General features: G+C 70.4%; 14 protein-coding genes and 1 tRNA gene. 8 read left to right on the top strand and 7 right to left on the bottom strand.

Features of this window, described 5'->3' with window-relative positions:
* Positions 1–19: 19 nt before the first annotated feature.
* From ACIG47_RS05600 to ACIG47_RS05590, 3 genes are read left to right on the top strand one after another with little or no spacing between them, the layout of a single operon-like run.
* Positions 20–1,333: an ABC transporter substrate-binding protein gene (locus tag ACIG47_RS05600; RefSeq protein ID WP_397429967.1), complete on the top strand. Its 1,314-nt coding sequence runs from the start codon at positions 20–22 to the stop codon at positions 1,331–1,333.
* Positions 1,330–2,286, top strand: coding sequence for a carbohydrate ABC transporter permease (locus tag ACIG47_RS05595; RefSeq protein ID WP_397409875.1), 957 nt, complete (start codon positions 1,330–1,332; stop codon positions 2,284–2,286). The genes ACIG47_RS05600 and ACIG47_RS05595 overlap by 4 nt, the downstream gene beginning before the upstream one ends.
* Before the next feature lies 1 nt (position 2,287).
* On the top strand, positions 2,288–3,205 hold the full coding sequence (locus ACIG47_RS05590; RefSeq protein ID WP_397409873.1) for a carbohydrate ABC transporter permease: 918 nt from the start codon (positions 2,288–2,290) through the stop codon (positions 3,203–3,205).
* 77 nt (positions 3,206–3,282) lie between these two features.
* Here the strand turns inward: ACIG47_RS05590 and ACIG47_RS05585 are convergent, their stop codons facing one another.
* From ACIG47_RS05585 to ACIG47_RS05560, 6 genes are all read right to left on the bottom strand, one after another.
* The gene (locus tag ACIG47_RS05585) at positions 3,283–4,800 is read right to left on the bottom strand and encodes a DUF4832 domain-containing protein (protein ID WP_397429966.1); all 1,518 of its coding nucleotides are present in this window, start codon (positions 4,798–4,800) and stop codon (positions 3,283–3,285) included.
* Between the two features lie 81 nt (positions 4,801–4,881).
* On the bottom strand, positions 4,882–5,730 hold the full coding sequence (locus ACIG47_RS05580) for a carbohydrate ABC transporter permease (protein ID WP_397429965.1): 849 nt from the start codon (positions 5,728–5,730) through the stop codon (positions 4,882–4,884).
* Positions 5,723–6,676 carry a carbohydrate ABC transporter permease gene (locus ACIG47_RS05575; protein ID WP_397429964.1) on the bottom strand — a complete coding sequence of 318 codons (954 nt, stop codon included), beginning with the start codon at positions 6,674–6,676 and terminating at the stop codon, positions 5,723–5,725. The genes ACIG47_RS05580 and ACIG47_RS05575 overlap by 8 nt, the downstream gene beginning before the upstream one ends.
* A 4-nt stretch (positions 6,677–6,680) precedes the next feature.
* Positions 6,681–8,000 carry an ABC transporter substrate-binding protein gene (locus tag ACIG47_RS05570; protein WP_397429963.1) on the bottom strand — a complete coding sequence of 440 codons (1,320 nt, stop codon included), beginning with the start codon at positions 7,998–8,000 and terminating at the stop codon, positions 6,681–6,683.
* Complete coding sequence (locus ACIG47_RS05565) at positions 7,997–9,229, bottom strand: Gfo/Idh/MocA family protein (RefSeq protein WP_397429962.1); 1,233 nt, start codon at positions 9,227–9,229, stop codon at positions 7,997–7,999. The genes ACIG47_RS05570 and ACIG47_RS05565 overlap by 4 nt, the downstream gene beginning before the upstream one ends.
* Positions 9,230–9,443: 214 nt before the next feature.
* Positions 9,444–10,235: a DeoR/GlpR family DNA-binding transcription regulator gene (locus ACIG47_RS05560; protein ID WP_397429961.1), complete on the bottom strand. Its 792-nt coding sequence runs from the start codon at positions 10,233–10,235 to the stop codon at positions 9,444–9,446.
* Positions 10,236–10,551: 316 nt separating this feature from the next.
* Between ACIG47_RS05560 and ACIG47_RS05555 the strand changes: the two genes are divergently transcribed.
* From ACIG47_RS05555 to ACIG47_RS05535, 5 genes are all read left to right on the top strand, one after another.
* A tRNA-Gly gene (locus ACIG47_RS05555) sits at positions 10,552–10,622 on the top strand.
* Between the two features lie 493 nt (positions 10,623–11,115).
* On the top strand, positions 11,116–11,616 hold the full coding sequence (locus ACIG47_RS05550; RefSeq protein WP_397429960.1) for a nitroreductase family deazaflavin-dependent oxidoreductase: 501 nt from the start codon (positions 11,116–11,118) through the stop codon (positions 11,614–11,616).
* A gap of 267 nt (positions 11,617–11,883) precedes the next feature.
* Positions 11,884–12,381, top strand: a complete 498-nt coding sequence (locus ACIG47_RS05545) for a nitroreductase family deazaflavin-dependent oxidoreductase (protein ID WP_397429959.1) — start codon at positions 11,884–11,886, stop codon at positions 12,379–12,381.
* Positions 12,382–13,118: 737 nt separating this feature from the next.
* On the top strand, positions 13,119–13,532 hold the full coding sequence (locus ACIG47_RS05540; RefSeq protein ID WP_397409849.1) for a hypothetical protein: 414 nt from the start codon (positions 13,119–13,121) through the stop codon (positions 13,530–13,532).
* Between the two features lie 71 nt (positions 13,533–13,603).
* Positions 13,604–13,816: a hypothetical protein gene (locus tag ACIG47_RS05535; RefSeq protein ID WP_397429958.1), complete on the top strand. Its 213-nt coding sequence runs from the start codon at positions 13,604–13,606 to the stop codon at positions 13,814–13,816.
* A gap of 42 nt (positions 13,817–13,858) precedes the next feature.
* On the opposite strand, the gene ACIG47_RS05530 is transcribed toward ACIG47_RS05535, so the two are convergent.
* Positions 13,859–14,890, bottom strand: a complete 1,032-nt coding sequence (locus ACIG47_RS05530; protein WP_397429957.1) for a LacI family DNA-binding transcriptional regulator — start codon at positions 14,888–14,890, stop codon at positions 13,859–13,861.
* Between the last annotated feature and the right edge of the window lie 124 nt (positions 14,891–15,014).

Raw genomic sequence — 15,014 nt, 5'->3', positions numbered from 1 at the left:
CGCGTACGGAAGGAGAGCAATGGAGCTCACCAGACGCCAGCTCCTCACGCTGGCCGGCTCGGCGACGGTCGCCGCCGCGCTGGCCGGCTGCGGCGGCACGCTGCGGCCGGCGGACGTCGAGGCCCCGGGCTTCGGCGAGAACGCGAGCGGCACCCTCAACCTGTGGTGCCGATCCGACACCGTGAACGGCACCCAGGCCGTGGTGGACGCGTTCCACCGGGCCCAGGACCGCATCCGGGTACAGGTCACGCCCATCCAGAACGGGCAGTACGTGACCAAGCTCGCCACCGCGATCCGCGGCGGGCGGGTGCCCGACGTGATCGACATCGACGACATCTACTCGACCCTGTTCGCCTACCGCGACGCGTTCACCGACCTCACGCCGCTCATCGAGGACCTGGGCATCGGCGATGCGCTCAGCCCCGGGCACCTCGCCCTGAGCACCAAGGACGGGCGGCACTACGGCCTGCCGTTCATCGGCGACTTCTCGGTGCTGTTCTGCAACACCGAGCTGTTCGACCGCGCGGGCCTGGACGTCGACGAGCACACCGCGGACTTCGACGGCATCCTCGAGGCGGCCCGCGCCATCACCGCCCTGGACGACGACGTCTACGGCTGGTCCTTCCCCGGCAACGCCTCGGGCGCGCTGGGGTTCACGGTGCAGCCGCACGTGTGGGCCACCGACCGCGACCTCATCGCGGGCGACGTGGGCAGCCAGCGCGGCGACGTCGCCGGCAACGAGGCCCTGCGGCGCACGCTCGACCTGGAGCGCACGCTGTGGGCGGAGCGGCTCGTACCGCCCGGCAGCTTCTCCGACGACGCGTCGCGCTGGTCCGCCGACTACACCGCAGGCCGGCTGGGGATGTTCCCGGCGGGGTACGGCGTCGTCGTGCCGAACGCGGACCCCGCGCTCCTGGAGCGCACGCGGGTCGTCATGCTGCCCGGACCCGACGGCGGGCGTGCCTTCTTCGACGGCGGCGACAACCTGTGCATGCCCAACGGGGCCAGGAACCCGTCGGCGGCGTGGGAGTTCATGAAGTTCGCCGTCTCGGTGGAGCAGCAGTCGCGCATGCCGGAGGGCTTCTACTCGCCCGTCCGGTCCGACGTCGTCACGCCGCAGTTCGCGCGGGAGAACCCGTTCGTGCTGCCGCCGCTGGAGGCGATCGACCGCGGCTACGCGCCCACCACGCTCGCCTACAACCTCATCTACAACCAGCAGGACGGACCATGGCTGCGCATGTTCCGCTCTGCCGTCTTCGACGGGGAGGTCGATGCCGCCATGGACGAGGCCCAGACCACGTACGACCGCATCCTGAGGCAGGCGCAGGCATGAGCGCGCCCACCGTGGCGGGCCGCCCGCCGACGTCGGGCCCGGCGACGCCGTCGGCCCCGCAGCCCCCGCGCCGCCGCAGGAGCGGGACCCTGACGCACCCCCACCGGACCGGGCTGGCCCTGGTGACGCCCGCCGTGGCACTGGTGGTCGTCTTCGTGTTCGTGCCGCTGGTCGTGGCGGTGTACATCTCGCTGACCAACTTCCCGCTGATCGGCCCGTACCGGTTCATCGGGCTCGACAACTACGCCTCGGTGCTCACGGACCCCACGTTCTGGAGCGCACTGGGCTACACGCTGCTGTACACGGCGATCGTGACGCTGCCGATCCTGCTGCTCGGGTACGGGCTGGCCGTGCTGGTGCGGTCCAACCGGCGGGGTGCGACGCTGCTGCGCACCATCTTCTTCGTCCCGTTCGTCATCGGGCTGACGACGCTGAGCTTTCTCATGCTGCTGGAGGCCCAGCCGAACAGCGGCATGGTCAACGTGGCGCTGCGGTTCCTGGGCCTCACGGACGGGACGACGGCGTGGCTCGTGGACGGCCCGCTCGCCACGGGGCTGCTGTGCGTCATGGTGATCTGGGGCGTGTCGGGGCTGACGATGGTGCTGCTCATGTCCGGCATGCAGGGCATCCCGCGCGAGGTCTACGAGTCGGCGGAGATCGACGGCGCCTCGTGGTGGCAGCGCGAGGTGCAGATCACGGTGCCGATGCTGCGCCGGACCATCGCGATGACCGTGATCCTGTCGGTGATCGGCTCGTTCCTCGCGTTCACCCAGTTCTACATCCTGACCCAGGGCGGGCCCGGGTCGGACACCACGACGATCGTCATGGCCATCTACCGGCGCGCGTTCGTGCAGCTCCAGCTCGGGGCGGCCACGGCGATGTCGCTCGTGCTGGTGGTCATCACCGGTCTGGTCACCGCGGCCCAGTTCTGGCTGCTGCGGGAGAGGAGCTGACATGACTGCTGTGACTTCGGCGCCGCGGGGTGCCGCCGTGGGACGTTCCGCAGGCTCGGCCGCGGCGTCCCGCCCCTCGGGGCCCGAGCGGGACACGCGGGTCAAGCGGACGCTCTACCTGGTGGGCGGCACGCTCGCCGCGCTGGTGTTCCTGGTGCCGCTCGCGGTCGCGTTCGTGCGGGCCGGACAGCCGGGCGACGTGATCGTGGCGGCCCCGGACGACCGGTTCTTCGACCTCTCCTGGGTCAACTTCCGGGCGGTGATCGACCAGCCGGAGGTGTGGCGCGGCATCCTCAACTCGGCGATCGTGTCGGTCTCGACGGCGGTGCTCACCGCCGCGCTCGCGACGCTGGCGGGATACGGGTTCGCCCGGTTCCCGTTCCGGGGCCGCGGGATCCTGTTCGGGCTGGTGCTCGTCACGCTGATGATCCCGTTCCAGGCCATCCTCACGCCGCTGTACCTGCAGATGAACGTCATGGGCCTCACGGACAGCCTGTTCGGGCTCGTGCTGTTCTACACGACGGTGAACCTGCCGTTCGGCATCTTCGTCATGCGCAACACGTTCGCCGCCGTGCCCGCGGAGCTGGAGGACTCCGCGCACGTGGACGGGGCGGGGACGATGCGGATCCTCGTGTCGGTGCTGCGGCCCCTGGTGGTGCCGGGCACCGCCACCGCCGCGCTGTACGCGTTCCTCGCGTCGTGGACCGAGTTCCTCGGGGCGCTGACGTTCCTGACCGACTCCACCCTGTACACGCTGCCGGTGTCGCTGGTGAACCTGCAGCAGGGAGCGTACGGGCAGGTCAACTTCGGGCTGCTGGCCGCGGGGTCGGTGATCGCGATGATCCCCTGCGTGCTGCTGTACGTGGCGTTGCAGCGGTACTACGTGGCCGGGCTGGCCTCGGGGTCGGTGAAGGGGTGACGACGTCGCCGCGCCGTTGACGGAGCCCGGGTCAGGGACGGTCCTGACCCGGGCTCCGTCGGCTTGCCGGGAACGTCTTACCCGACCGTCACCGTCCCCTCCAGCACGTTCACGCCGCGCGTCGCGTCCCAGGTGCCGACGTTCGCCGTGCGGATCGCGAAGCGCGGGTCCCCGCTCGTCCCCGCGTCGGCGGACGGCAGCCCGAGCGCGAGCGTGTAGGTCCCGGCCGGGACGTCGGCGAGCGCCGCGGTCAGCGTCGTCGTCGTGCCGGGCTGCCACGTCCGGGCGTCGGAGCCGAACGGCACCGTGACCTCGGTCCCGTCGGCCCGGGTCAGCACGAGCGTGGCCGGGCGCGGCGTGTAGGGCGCGGCCCAGCCGTCGTTGCGGACCGTCACGCTCACGGTCGGGGCGCTGCCCTGCGTGGAGACCGAGCTCGACTCCAGCACGAACCGGTAGCCGAGCCGGCGGGCGGTCTCGGCGATCCCGGCCTGCCCCCAGGAGTTCAGGACGTCCTGGTTGTAGTCGCGGTTGAGATAGCTGTAGTGGTAGCGCGCCAGCTCCGCCGACGCGCTCGCCCACTCGGAGCGGGGCGCGTTGACGGCGCAGGTCTCGCCGCCCACGGGCACGTACCGGCTGTCGGCCTCGAGGTACTCCTGGTCGAGGGTGATCGGGTCGGACAGGAACGTGCCGAAGTCGTCGGGCGAGGCGAGCAGGCAGTCGTTGTGGTGGCCCACGCGTGCGATCGTCGCCCCGGTCCAGGCCTCGTCGGGGCCCACCGCGCTGCCCGCTCCGGAGGGCACGCCCAGCAGGCGCTGCTTGGAGAGCATGGTGCGCGCCTGCACGGAACGGCTCTCGGGCAGCTCGTCGAGCAGGGCCTGCGTGACGGCCGACCTGTTGGCCCAGTCGGCGTCGGTGACGACGCCGGGGTCGGCCGGGTCGGCCACGAAGTGGTCGGTGTAGTAGCCCTCGCCCCACAGCCCGACGAACCCGTTCTGCACCACGGGGACGACGTCGGCGTTGGCGCGCAGCAGCGGACCGAGCTGTTCGATGTGCGCCAGGACCGTGCTCAGCGGCGCGTCACCGTAGGGCGGGCTGTAGGGCCACTCCCCGCCCTGCGCGTAGGCGAACCGGGTGATGACCGAGACGCCGGCGGCGCGGGCGGTGTCGTAGTCGGCCTGCACGAGGTCGAGGAACGCCTGGTCGAGCTGCGGCGTGCCTGCGAACTTCTCCAGGTAGAAGACGCGCAGGATCTGGGTGATCCCCTCCGCGCGGTAGCCGGCCAGCGTGGCCTGGTCCAGCGGGGTGTACCCGGACCCGTCGGCGCGGTAGTGCGTCTCGGTGTGGTGGTAGAAGCCGCGCTGCGGGTTGGCGATGTTCTCGTCGCTCGGCGTGTACGTCGCCGTGCTCACCTGCGGGTGCGGCCGGGGGTGGTGCCGCCCGTGCCCGGGCACCTGGGCGTAGGCGGCAGGAAGTGCCGCGGACCCGAGCAGGGCCGCGGCCGCGAGCGCCGCGACGACGCCGGCGGCCCTGCGGGGGGTGGCGGACGGGTGAGCGGTGCGCGGGGAGTGCTGTCTGGTGCCGTGAACGGTGCGCATGTTCCTCCTCGTGGTGCCTGGTGGTGCCTGGTGGTGCCTGCGCCGGTGCGCCGGGCGGCGCACCGGGTCTCACGTGAGGTCTCACTTGAGGCCGCTGGAGGCCAGGCCGTCGATGACCCGGCGCTGCAGCAGCACGAACAGGACGAGCACGGGGGCCATGGCGAGCAGGCTCGCCGCCATGACGACCGGGTAGTCGGTGGTGCGGTCGCCGATGAGCGTGGCGAGCCCCGCCGAGAGCGGCATCCGTTCGCTGTAGGTGGTGACCACCAGGGGCCAGAGCAGCTCGTTCCACGACCACAGGACCGTGGTGATCGCCAGCACGGCGACGGTGGGCCGGGCGAGCGGCAGCATGATCTTCCAGAAGATCTGGAAGGGGTTGGCGCCGTCGAGGCGTGCGGCCTCCTCCAGCTCGTTCGGCAGCGCCAGGAACGCCGTCCGCATCAGGAAGGTGCCGAACGCGCTGAACAGGCCGGGCAGCACGAGGCCGCCCACGCTGTCGAGCAGGCCGAACCCCTGGATGATCTGGTACTGCGACAGCAGGTAGACCTGTGACGGCACCATGAGGATGGACAGCACCAGGGCCAGCAGCACGCCGCGCCCCCGGAACCGCATCCGGGCGAACGCGTAGCCGGCCAGCGTGCAGAACAGGATCTGCGCGAGGGTGCGCAGCACGGTGACGAGCACGGAGTTGCCGAGCTGCTGGAGGAACGGCATCCGGTCGAAGACCTGGGCGTAGTTGTCCCACTGGAGCTCGGCGGGCCAGAACACGGGCGTGACGCTCTGCACCTCGGCGTTGGTCGACAGCGACATGATGATCTGCCAGACGAACGGGAAGGCCATAACCAGGCTGCCCAGCCCGAGCACGACGTGCGCGACGGCGTGGGACCCCCCGCGGCGGCGGAGGGTCTGGCGTGCGGCGACGTCAGTCACTGTGCACCCACCGCCTCTGGAGCCGGAACTGCAGGGCGGTCAGCAGGCCGATGAGCAGGAAGATGATCATGGCGACGGCGGCCGCGTACCCCTTGTCGTTGGCCACGAACCCCTCGCGGTAGAAGAAGTAGACGAGCGACATGCTGCGCGGCAGCACCGGGTTGCTGCTGCCGAGGATCGCGTAGAGCAGGTCGAACACCTGGAAGCTCGCGATCACCGTGATGATCAGCACGAAGAAGATGCTCGGGGTCAGCAGCGGCACGGTCACCGACCGGAACTGCCGCCACCGGGTGGCGCCGTCCAGCTCGGCGGCCTCGTAGAGCTCCGGCGGGATGCTCTTGAGCCCCGCGGCGAGCACGATCATGTTGAACCCGAGCGACGACCACAGGCCCACGACGGCGACGGCGACGGTCGCGGCGCCGGGCGTGGAGATCCAGTACGGCCCCTCGATGCCGACCACGGCCAGGGCCCGGTTGAGGATGCCGAAGTCGCCGTTGAAGATGACCCGCCAGACCATGGCGACCGCGGTGGGCATCGCTACGTACGGCAGGAAGAAGAGCACCCGGTAGAGCGCGGCGAGCCGCAGGCCGGGCAGGTTCAGGAGGCTGGCCAGGCCCACAGCGATCGGGATGCCGAGCAGCACCACGGCGGTGTAGAGCAGGGTGTTGCCGAGCGACAGGTACAGCTCGGCGTCCTGGAACAGTGCCACGTAGTTGGCGACGCCCGCGAAGGTCGAGCCCCCGAAGGGGCCGGTCTCGGTCAGGGAGTACCAGGCCGTCTGGACGATCGGCCACAGGTAGAACACGGCGATCCCGGCCACGAGCGGCGCGACGAAGAGCCAGGGCCACACGGTCCCGCCGGGACGGGGCCCGCGCGGGGGCCGGCCGCCCCGCCCGCGCCGCCCCACGAGGGACGGCGCGGGCGGGGCCTGCAGGGAGGTGGTCATACGATCACTCCTCGGCCAGCGCCGCGTTCATCTGGTCCGCCAGCTCGGTGGCGACGTCGGCGACGGGCCGTTCGCCCGAGAAGGCCTGGGGCAGCAGCTCGGTCTCCAGCGCGTTCCACTCGGCGGAGTTGAGGCTGACCGGCAGCGGACGGGAGTAGTCGACGGCGTCGAGGAAGACCTGGAGGTCGGCGTCGGGCATGGAGGCCGTGAAGGCGCCTTGTGTGCCGGTGAAGGCGGGGATCACGGCGCCGGCGTCGCCCTGCTGCTGCTGTGCCTCCTCGCCGGCGAGGAAGACCTGGAGCGCCTGCGCGGCCTGCTTCTCCTTCGAGGTCGCCGACACCACGTTGGCCACACCGTGGATGACCGTCGCCTGCTCCTGGCCCGAGGGCAGCGGCAGCACCGTGACGTCCTCGGCCAGGTCGGTGTCGGTGAGCGCGGACCGGAACCAGCTGCCGCCCCAGTACATCGCGAGCTTGCCCGAGGTGAACCACTGGTCGGCGGTGGTGTCGGTGAGCTGCTGGACCGACGGCGAGCCGCCGGACTCGATGAGGTCCGTCCAGAACTGCAGACCGGCCTGTGCCTCGGGGGACGCGTAGCCGGAGGTGCCGTCCTCGACGACGGTCCCGCCGGCCTGGAAGATGGTGTTGTAGTACGTGGTCTGGCCGTCCATGCCACCCGCCGCGCCGTAGACGCCCTCGTCGGCGAGCGCGTCGGAGATCTCGACGGCGGTCTGCTGGAACTCGTCCCAGGTCCAGCCGTCCTCGGGGAGCTCCACCCCGGCCTGCTCGACGAGCGCGGTGTTGACCCAGATGCCGATGGTGTCGAAGTCCTTGGGCACGCCGTAGGACACGTCGTCGATCGTGTAGAGGTCGACGAGCGCCTCCGGGTAGTTCGCGGGGTCGATGTCACCGGCGTCGACGGCGCCCGTGATCGGTTCGAGCATGCCGTTGGACGCGTACAGGCCGATGTTGGGCCCGTTCATCCAGAACAGGTCGGGCAGCGTCTCGCTGGAGGCCTGGGTCTGCAGCTTGGTCCAGTACTCGGCGAACGGCGTGACGTTCACCGTGACGTCGATGTCCGGGTAGACCTCGTTGAACGCGGCGATGTTCTCCTCGATCGCGGGCACCTGGTTCTGGTCCCAGACGCCGTAGGTGATCGAGGCGGCGAGGTCGGCGTCGGGCGCCGCATACGCGCCGGCGGCCTCGTCCTGCGGGGTGGAGCCGCAGGACGCGAGGGCCGTCGCGACGGCGAGCGCGACGGCCGCGCCCGCGGTGCGGCGCACAGTGGATGACGTGGTGGGTGAGGTTCGGGGTGTCGCTCTCATGGGGTGGTCCTTCCGGGGGCGGGGGGTGCGGGAACCGCTGTTCGGCGGGCGAAGTGCGCGAGCACGTGCTCGGGCAGGTCGGGGACGTCACGGGGCCGGGAGCCGTCGCGCAGCGACTCGGCGGCCAGCGCCCCGGCGGCCACGGCCTCGCGTGCGGCGACGGGCGAGACCACGGTGGGCGCCCCGTCCAGCACGTGGTCGAGGAACTCGGTCATGGTCAGCAGGTCGGCGTCGGCGTGACCGCTGGCGACACCGTCGATGGGGTGCTCGACGTCGCCCGCGACCTGCCACTCGTGGCGGCGGTTCCAGACCTTGACCACGCCGCCGCCGGTGTCGCCGACGTTCTCCAGCCGGCCCTCGGTGCCGATGACCGTGTAGTTGCGCCAGTAGTCGGGCGTGAAGTGGCACTGCTGGTAGCTGGCCTGCACTCCGTTGTCGAGGCGCATCAGCATCATCGAGACGTCCTCGACGTCGACCACGGGGTTCAGGCCGGTCTGCGACGCGGGCGGCCAGTTGTCGAAGGAGAACCAGTCGGGCATGGTCTCGCCGGTGCGGTCGCGGCGGTCCTCGATACCGCCGTAGACCATCAGGTCGCCCATGCCCACCACCCGGCGGGTGTACCCGGAGGCGAGGTAGTGCACGACGTCGATGTCGTGGCTGGCCTTCTGCAGCAGCAGGGTGTTGGTCCGGGAGCGGTCGGCGTGCCAGTCCTTGAAGTAGTAGTCGCCGCCGTTGCCGACGAAGTGCCGCACCCAGACGGCGCGGACCTCGCCGATCTCGCCGCGCTCGATCACGCCGCGCATGGTGCGCACGACCCCGGAGTGCCGGAAGTTGTGCCCCACGTAGAGCGGTGTCCCGGTCTCCGCGGCGGTGGCCAGAACGTGGTCGGCGCCCTCGACGGTGATGGCGAGCGGCTTCTCCAGGTAGACGGCGACGCCGGCCCGCAGCAGCGCGACGGCGATCTCCTCGTGCGTGTCGTCCGGGGTGAGCACGAGTGCGGCGTCGGCGGTGCCGGCGGCGACCAGCTCGTCGACGCTCGCGTGCACGGCGGCGTCAGGGTGGGCGGCACGGCCGCGTTCGCGGCCTGCCGGCGTGGTGTCGACGACGGCGCTGACGTACGCACCGGGCCGGGCGTTCGGCACGTGCGCGGCGATCGGTGAGCGAGCCCCGTAGCCGACGACGGCGACGCGGATTCCCTGCTCGGCCGATGCCGGGTCTGACGCGCTCATGCCGAGCCGCATCCGGTCGGGCACGACGTCGTGCCTGCGATCAGCGGGTGCGTGCTCGAACTTGCAACTTTTGACTCTGAATTGAGCATGTTCAGACAGTAGAGGTTCCGGGCGCGCGCAAGTAGGGGCGTCAAGACCTTTTACGGCGCCGTAACATGCGCCGAACCCGCCTCCCCCGGGCGCAGCACCCGGCGAGAGGACCCGCAGCGGCCGCTCAGGCCGAGGTGGCGACCACGATCTGCACGCCGGCGGTCGCGAACTCGGCCGCGATCTCCTCGGACACGGGCTGGTCGGTCACCAGCACGTCGATGTCGGCGAGCGGGCAGATCCGCGCGAAGGTGGAGCGGCCGAGCTTCGTCGCGTCGGCGGCCACCACGACCCGGCGCGAGACCGCGCCGAGGTGGCGGCTGACCTCCGCCTCACCCTCGTGCACGGTGGTGGCACCGAACGCGGCACTGAGCCCGTCGACGCCGAGCACCGCGGTGTCCAGGCTGAACTCCTGCAGGGACGCGCCGACCAGCGGGCCGACGAGCTCGTACGACTGGCGACGCGGCACGCCACCGGTCACCACGATCTTCACGTGGTCACGCACGGAGAGCTCGTAGGCGATGTTCAGCGCGTTGGTCACGATGGTGACCCCGGGCGCCTCCGCGCGGCGCAGCCGCTCGCTGCGCCCCAGCTCGCGGGCGACCTCGGTGGTGGTGGTGCCGCCGTTGAGCCCCACCGACTCCCCCGGGCCGATCAGGTCGGCCACCGCGCGCGCGATGGCCTTCTTGGCCTCCGCCTGGCGCGCGATCTTGTACTGCAACGGCAGCTCGTACCCCGAACCGAGCGACGTGGCACCGCCGTGCGTGCGGGTGACCAGGCGCTGCTCGGCGAGGGTGTTGAGGTCGCGCCGGACCGTGGCCGTCGACACGTCGAGCTTCTCGCTGATCTCCGTGATCGACACGCTGCCCCGCTCGCTCACGAGCTCGAGCACGAGGTTGAGTCGCTGCTGCTGCGTCATCGGGGTGGCCTGTCGTTCACGGCAGCATCTTCGCACGGGGTGGGGCGGGTGGGGTGACCAATACTGCTCAGGTGGGGGAAGAACGAGCACAACTGTTCACGGGGGCGGGTCGTGTTGGTCGCGTTCGTCGTGAGGTCTGAGAACTGGTCGCGCGGCCCGGAAGAGCCGTCATGGGACCAGTGGGAGCATGCCGCCTGGGCGGCCGGTCGCGGGCGTGACGTCGGTGGACGGTACGGGGCCGCACACACGTGACGGAGAGACGGGCACGCGAGGTTTGCTAAGGTATGGCCCGCACCGTGCTCCACGGCACGGGCTTGCGGGCGTAGCTCAATGGTAGAGCCTTAGTCTTCCAAACTAATTACGCGGGTTCGATTCCCGTCGCCCGCTCAGAGTGCGGAAGCCCAGGTCAGGGAGTGTTTCTGACCTGGGCTTCGTGCGTTCCGAGGGCTGGAAGCGGTGCTGCGCGGGCCCTAGTGGGCCCGAAGACCTCGTTTCAGAATGGTCGGTGTGTCCGCTATGCCTGACCTGCGGGTTCGGGGCAGGCTGCGGGCTCGTGATCGAGGATCTGGTCCCTGACCTGCTGTGGGAGCAGGGCCGGTCAACGCCACGGCACTGGCCCATCGGGAAGATCCGATTTCTTACGATCCTGAAGGATTTGCCCGTCCGGGCGGCGTCTGCCTTAAGTTCGGCAAGTCGGCAGTGCGGGGCGAAAAGGCTGCAAGGCGGGCATGGAAGGTCTGATGCGCCCGCGCTGCTGTCGTTTGGGTGGGTGCTGACACTTTCCGGCATACCCGAGGCCCATTCAGTCGATCACGCTTGCCGGAGGTCAGTCCGACCCTCAGCTGCACTCCGGGAAACGACGTCACGGAAGCGGGAATATATGTGGAGCTGGGTCCTCTGGACGATCGTCAGCCTGGTCGCACTGGTGCTGAGCGTGGCCCTCGCGCTCGTGCTCACCATGCGCACCAAGCACCCGCGGGCCCTCGTCGTCGTCCGCGGGTTCAACCGGCGGCTGAACAACCCCCGGGCACTGCGCCGGGCCGGCCGGCCCGGCGCGGAGCTCAGCGTGCTCCGGCATGTGGGACGGAGCTCGGGCAAGCCCTACGAGACGCCCATCGGGGTGTACCCGCTGGAGGAGGGCTATCTCGTCAACCTGTCGTACGGGCAGGAGACGGACTGGCTGCGCAACATCCGCGCGGCGGGCACCGCGGAACTGGTGGTCGACGGCCAGTCGCACCAGGTATCGGCCGCGCGCGTCATCGGGCTGACCGAGGCGACGCCCCACCTGTTCCCGAGGCACACCTTTCTCGTGCGCCTCCTCGGCGTCACCGAGTTCCTCGTGCTGCAGCGCGTCCCGGTAACGTCGAGCGACGGCCGGTGAGGACATGAGGGCCGTCGTCCGGGACGTCCACGCCGTGGTGATCGCTACCGATGCGTGGCTCCCAGCCCCGAGGCCGTCCCGGTCGACCAGGGCGACCGCAGACGCGAGCACTCGGGCCGTGTGAGGGCACCCCGTGGTTCGGTGTCTGCCGTGCGGAGTGAAGTCATGGCGTCGCGATCTTGCGCCGCCCAAACCCTTGCCGGCCTCGGGCAGCCAGTCCACCTCAGGCATGCATCGTAGATCCTCGGAAGGGCAGGGCAGGACGTCATGTGGGTGTGGATCCTCTGGGTGGTCGTGGGACTGCTGGTGGTGGCGCTCGGCGCGTTCACCACGCTCTTGATGGCCATGCGCACCAAGAACCGGCGCGCGCTGCTGATGATCCGCAGACTCGGCCGGTGGGGCACCAACCACGGGATGGCGCGAAGCGCAGGGGAACCCGGGTCGTCCACGGCGCTGATCCGCCACGTCGGGCGCCGGTCGGGAGCGCCGTACGTGACGCCGATCGGAGTGCTTCCGATGGACGGCGAGTTCCTCGTCTACCTCCCGTACGGACCCGAGGTCGACTGGCTGCGGAACCTCCGTGCTGCGGGGTCTGCGGAACTCCGGGTCGACGGGATCACCCATACTGTGTCCCCGCGGATGGTCGAACCAACCGAGGCGCTGGCCTACCTGTCGGCGCGGGAACGCCGGTCTACGCGGCTGTTCGGCATCACCGACTTCCTCGCGTTGCGACGTGTACCGGTCACTTCGGGCGGCCCTCTGTGAGGTCGGTGCTGCGGACGAGTGCAGCCCGGTCGGCGTCCTGCGGGTCGCCACGGTCGAACCCCAGCTCCTGGTCCCGGCGAGGTGGTCGTCCAGGTCAGGAGCGCCTCGCTGAACATGGCGGACTCAATCACCTGCTGGGCCGGCCGCGGCTGTCCCGCCTGGGCACGGGTCTGGCGCGGGCCGCCAACGCTGCGCAGACCAGAGCTGCCCAGGAACTGAGTAGGTCGCGTAAACGAACGCGACCATAGCCAGAGGGCAGATCTCGCACCAGGGGTGGCCGAATCGCCGGGGAAGCGAGGGTCACGACCATTGACCTCCCTTCCCGTTTGTCCCTCTGGACCTGTGCGGTCGAGAGCGGTGAGATGAAAGTCCCTGCAAGAGCCCCTCGGTCTATGGCGCCCGACGCGATGGCCGGCAACCTGTCTCCGGACGATTTCTTGCGGCCTTGTCAGACTCGCCGGTCGACCATCCGATCCCCTGGCGAGGCTGCCTCGGCAGCTTCATGGATCACCCAGGCGGCCTCCGCACCCGCTACGAGGTCCGCGCCGATCTCCACCTCGGACTCATGGCCACGTTCGACGACCGACCCGCGGACCAGGCCCTCCACGATGCACCTCGCCGCGCTCCGGTATGCGATGGCGGGACCTGCTGTTTACTCTTCAGGGGCCAAGGCATGCTCGTTCGAGTATCAGGGGGTAGCGATGAGAACACGGAAAAGGGCATTTGGTGTGTCGGCGATGGTGGTCGCACTCGCGACCGCAACGACGCTGCTCACCGCCGCACCGGCGTCGGCATGGACGCGACTCGCGGGCAAGTGCGAGGGCGTGCAGGTCGACCGCTGCCTGTCGATCCGGCAGAACTCGAACGGCACGGTCTACGCACGGGCCACGGTCACGGACGACCAGGCGTTGTCGGCGAACTACAGCGTCGAGATCTACTGGGTCTCGATGAAATTCACCGACCCGTCGGGTAATGGGTATGTGACGGTGAGGCCTGGAAGCGGTGGGCTCGAAACCGTGGACGACGTCGAGGCGACAGTTGCCGAGCCCGTACGGTGCGGTTCGACCGTGACGGCCAATGCAGCGTACCGGTGGGTCGGACCGTCCAGCGGCAGCGGTGAGCTTCAGATCCGGACGACCGTACGCTGCTGAGGCGGACGACCGCGCCTCCCCGCGGACCGAACGGACGAACGAACGGACGCACGGGAGCCAGGACCTGCCGCATGGCGGCCAGCCATGCCTCGCGTGCGGGGCCGGGTGGGGGCGGTGGCGACGTCGACCGCGACCGACGAGCCCGTTCGGGTCTGCTCGTCGACGAGCTGCTCCCCCACCCCGACGGCGTGCGCCACGAGCTGGCGTTCACCGGCGGCACCATCACCGTGGTCGCCCACGACCTGACGGCGGGCCGGCAAGGCAAGACCGGGCCGAAGCCCTGACGATCCGCAACCCGAAACGAACGGGCCGCCAGACGACAAGAACTAACCCGCACCCACCGCCGCCGTCGACCCCCGCACCACAAGCTGCGTCGCAAGCTGAACATGGTGCGAGTCCACCCGCTCCCCCCGCACCTGCTGGAGCACGGTCCGGAGCGCGACCCGCCCCATGTCCTTGATGGGCTGGCGCACCGTCGTGAGCGGCGGCGCGGACGACACGGCCATGTAGGTGTCGTCGAACCCGACGACGGACAGGTCCTCCGGCACCCGCAGCCCACGCCGCCGCGCGGCCTCGAAGACCCCGAGGGCAGACGCGTCGCACCCCGCGAAGATCGCCGTGGGCGGCTCGGGCTCGGCGAGGAGCTGGGCGGCCATCTCGAGGCCGGCCGCAACGCTGAACTCCTGCTCGAGGATCAGCGCGGGATCGACCGGCGCTCCGACGGCGCTCATTGCGCTGAGGTAGCCCTGCAGCCGTTCGCGGGAGGCCATCGAGCCCGGATGACCCCCGGCGAACGCGATCCGCCGGTGCCCGAGGTCCAGCAGGTGCCGGGTCGCCTGCATGCCGCCGGTGAAGTTCGTGGACCCCACCGAGACCACCTCGTCGTCGAGCGGGTCGATGGGGTCGATCAGCACGACGCTGAGCCCGAGCGCGCGCATCAGGTCCCGCTGGTCGGCGGTGAGCTCCAGGGTCACGAGGATCACGCCCGTGCTGCCGTGCGCCGCCAGGCGACGGGTCCAGGCCGGGGAGAGCGGACCGTCGTCGTCCCCGAGCTCCGGGTCGGTGAGGTCGACGAGCACCTCGACCCGCTGGTCGTGCGCCGCCGCGAGGATCCCCTCCAGCACGTGCATCGCGTAGAGGTTCACGAGGGTGTGGAAGACGACGTTCACCTTCTGCAGCGGTGCGCGCTCACGGGGGCCGGTCGTGGGGACGTAGCCGAGCTCGTCGATCGCCTGCTGCACCCGGCGGCGCGTCTCGGTGGAGATGTTCGGCCGGCGGTTGAGCACCTTCGAGGCCGTCGCCTTCGAGACGCCGGCTGCGCGGGCGACCTGTTCCAGCGTGGGGCGTGCAGCGGTCACGGGGGCCTCCTCGGGCGATGGCACGCCCCAGGCTACGCGAAGGAAAAAGTTTCGCGAGGCCGAGCAACCTTCGACGCGGGTGAAGTCTTGACAGTGTCCGATCAGCCTCCCTACGGTCGAGAAC

Source organism: Promicromonospora sp. NPDC052451, from assembly GCF_044547525.1.
GTDB lineage: Bacteria > Actinomycetota > Actinomycetes > Actinomycetales > Cellulomonadaceae > Promicromonospora.
Note: the sequence above shows the minus strand (reverse complement) of the source record. Positions and strands in the feature narration are given on the sequence as shown.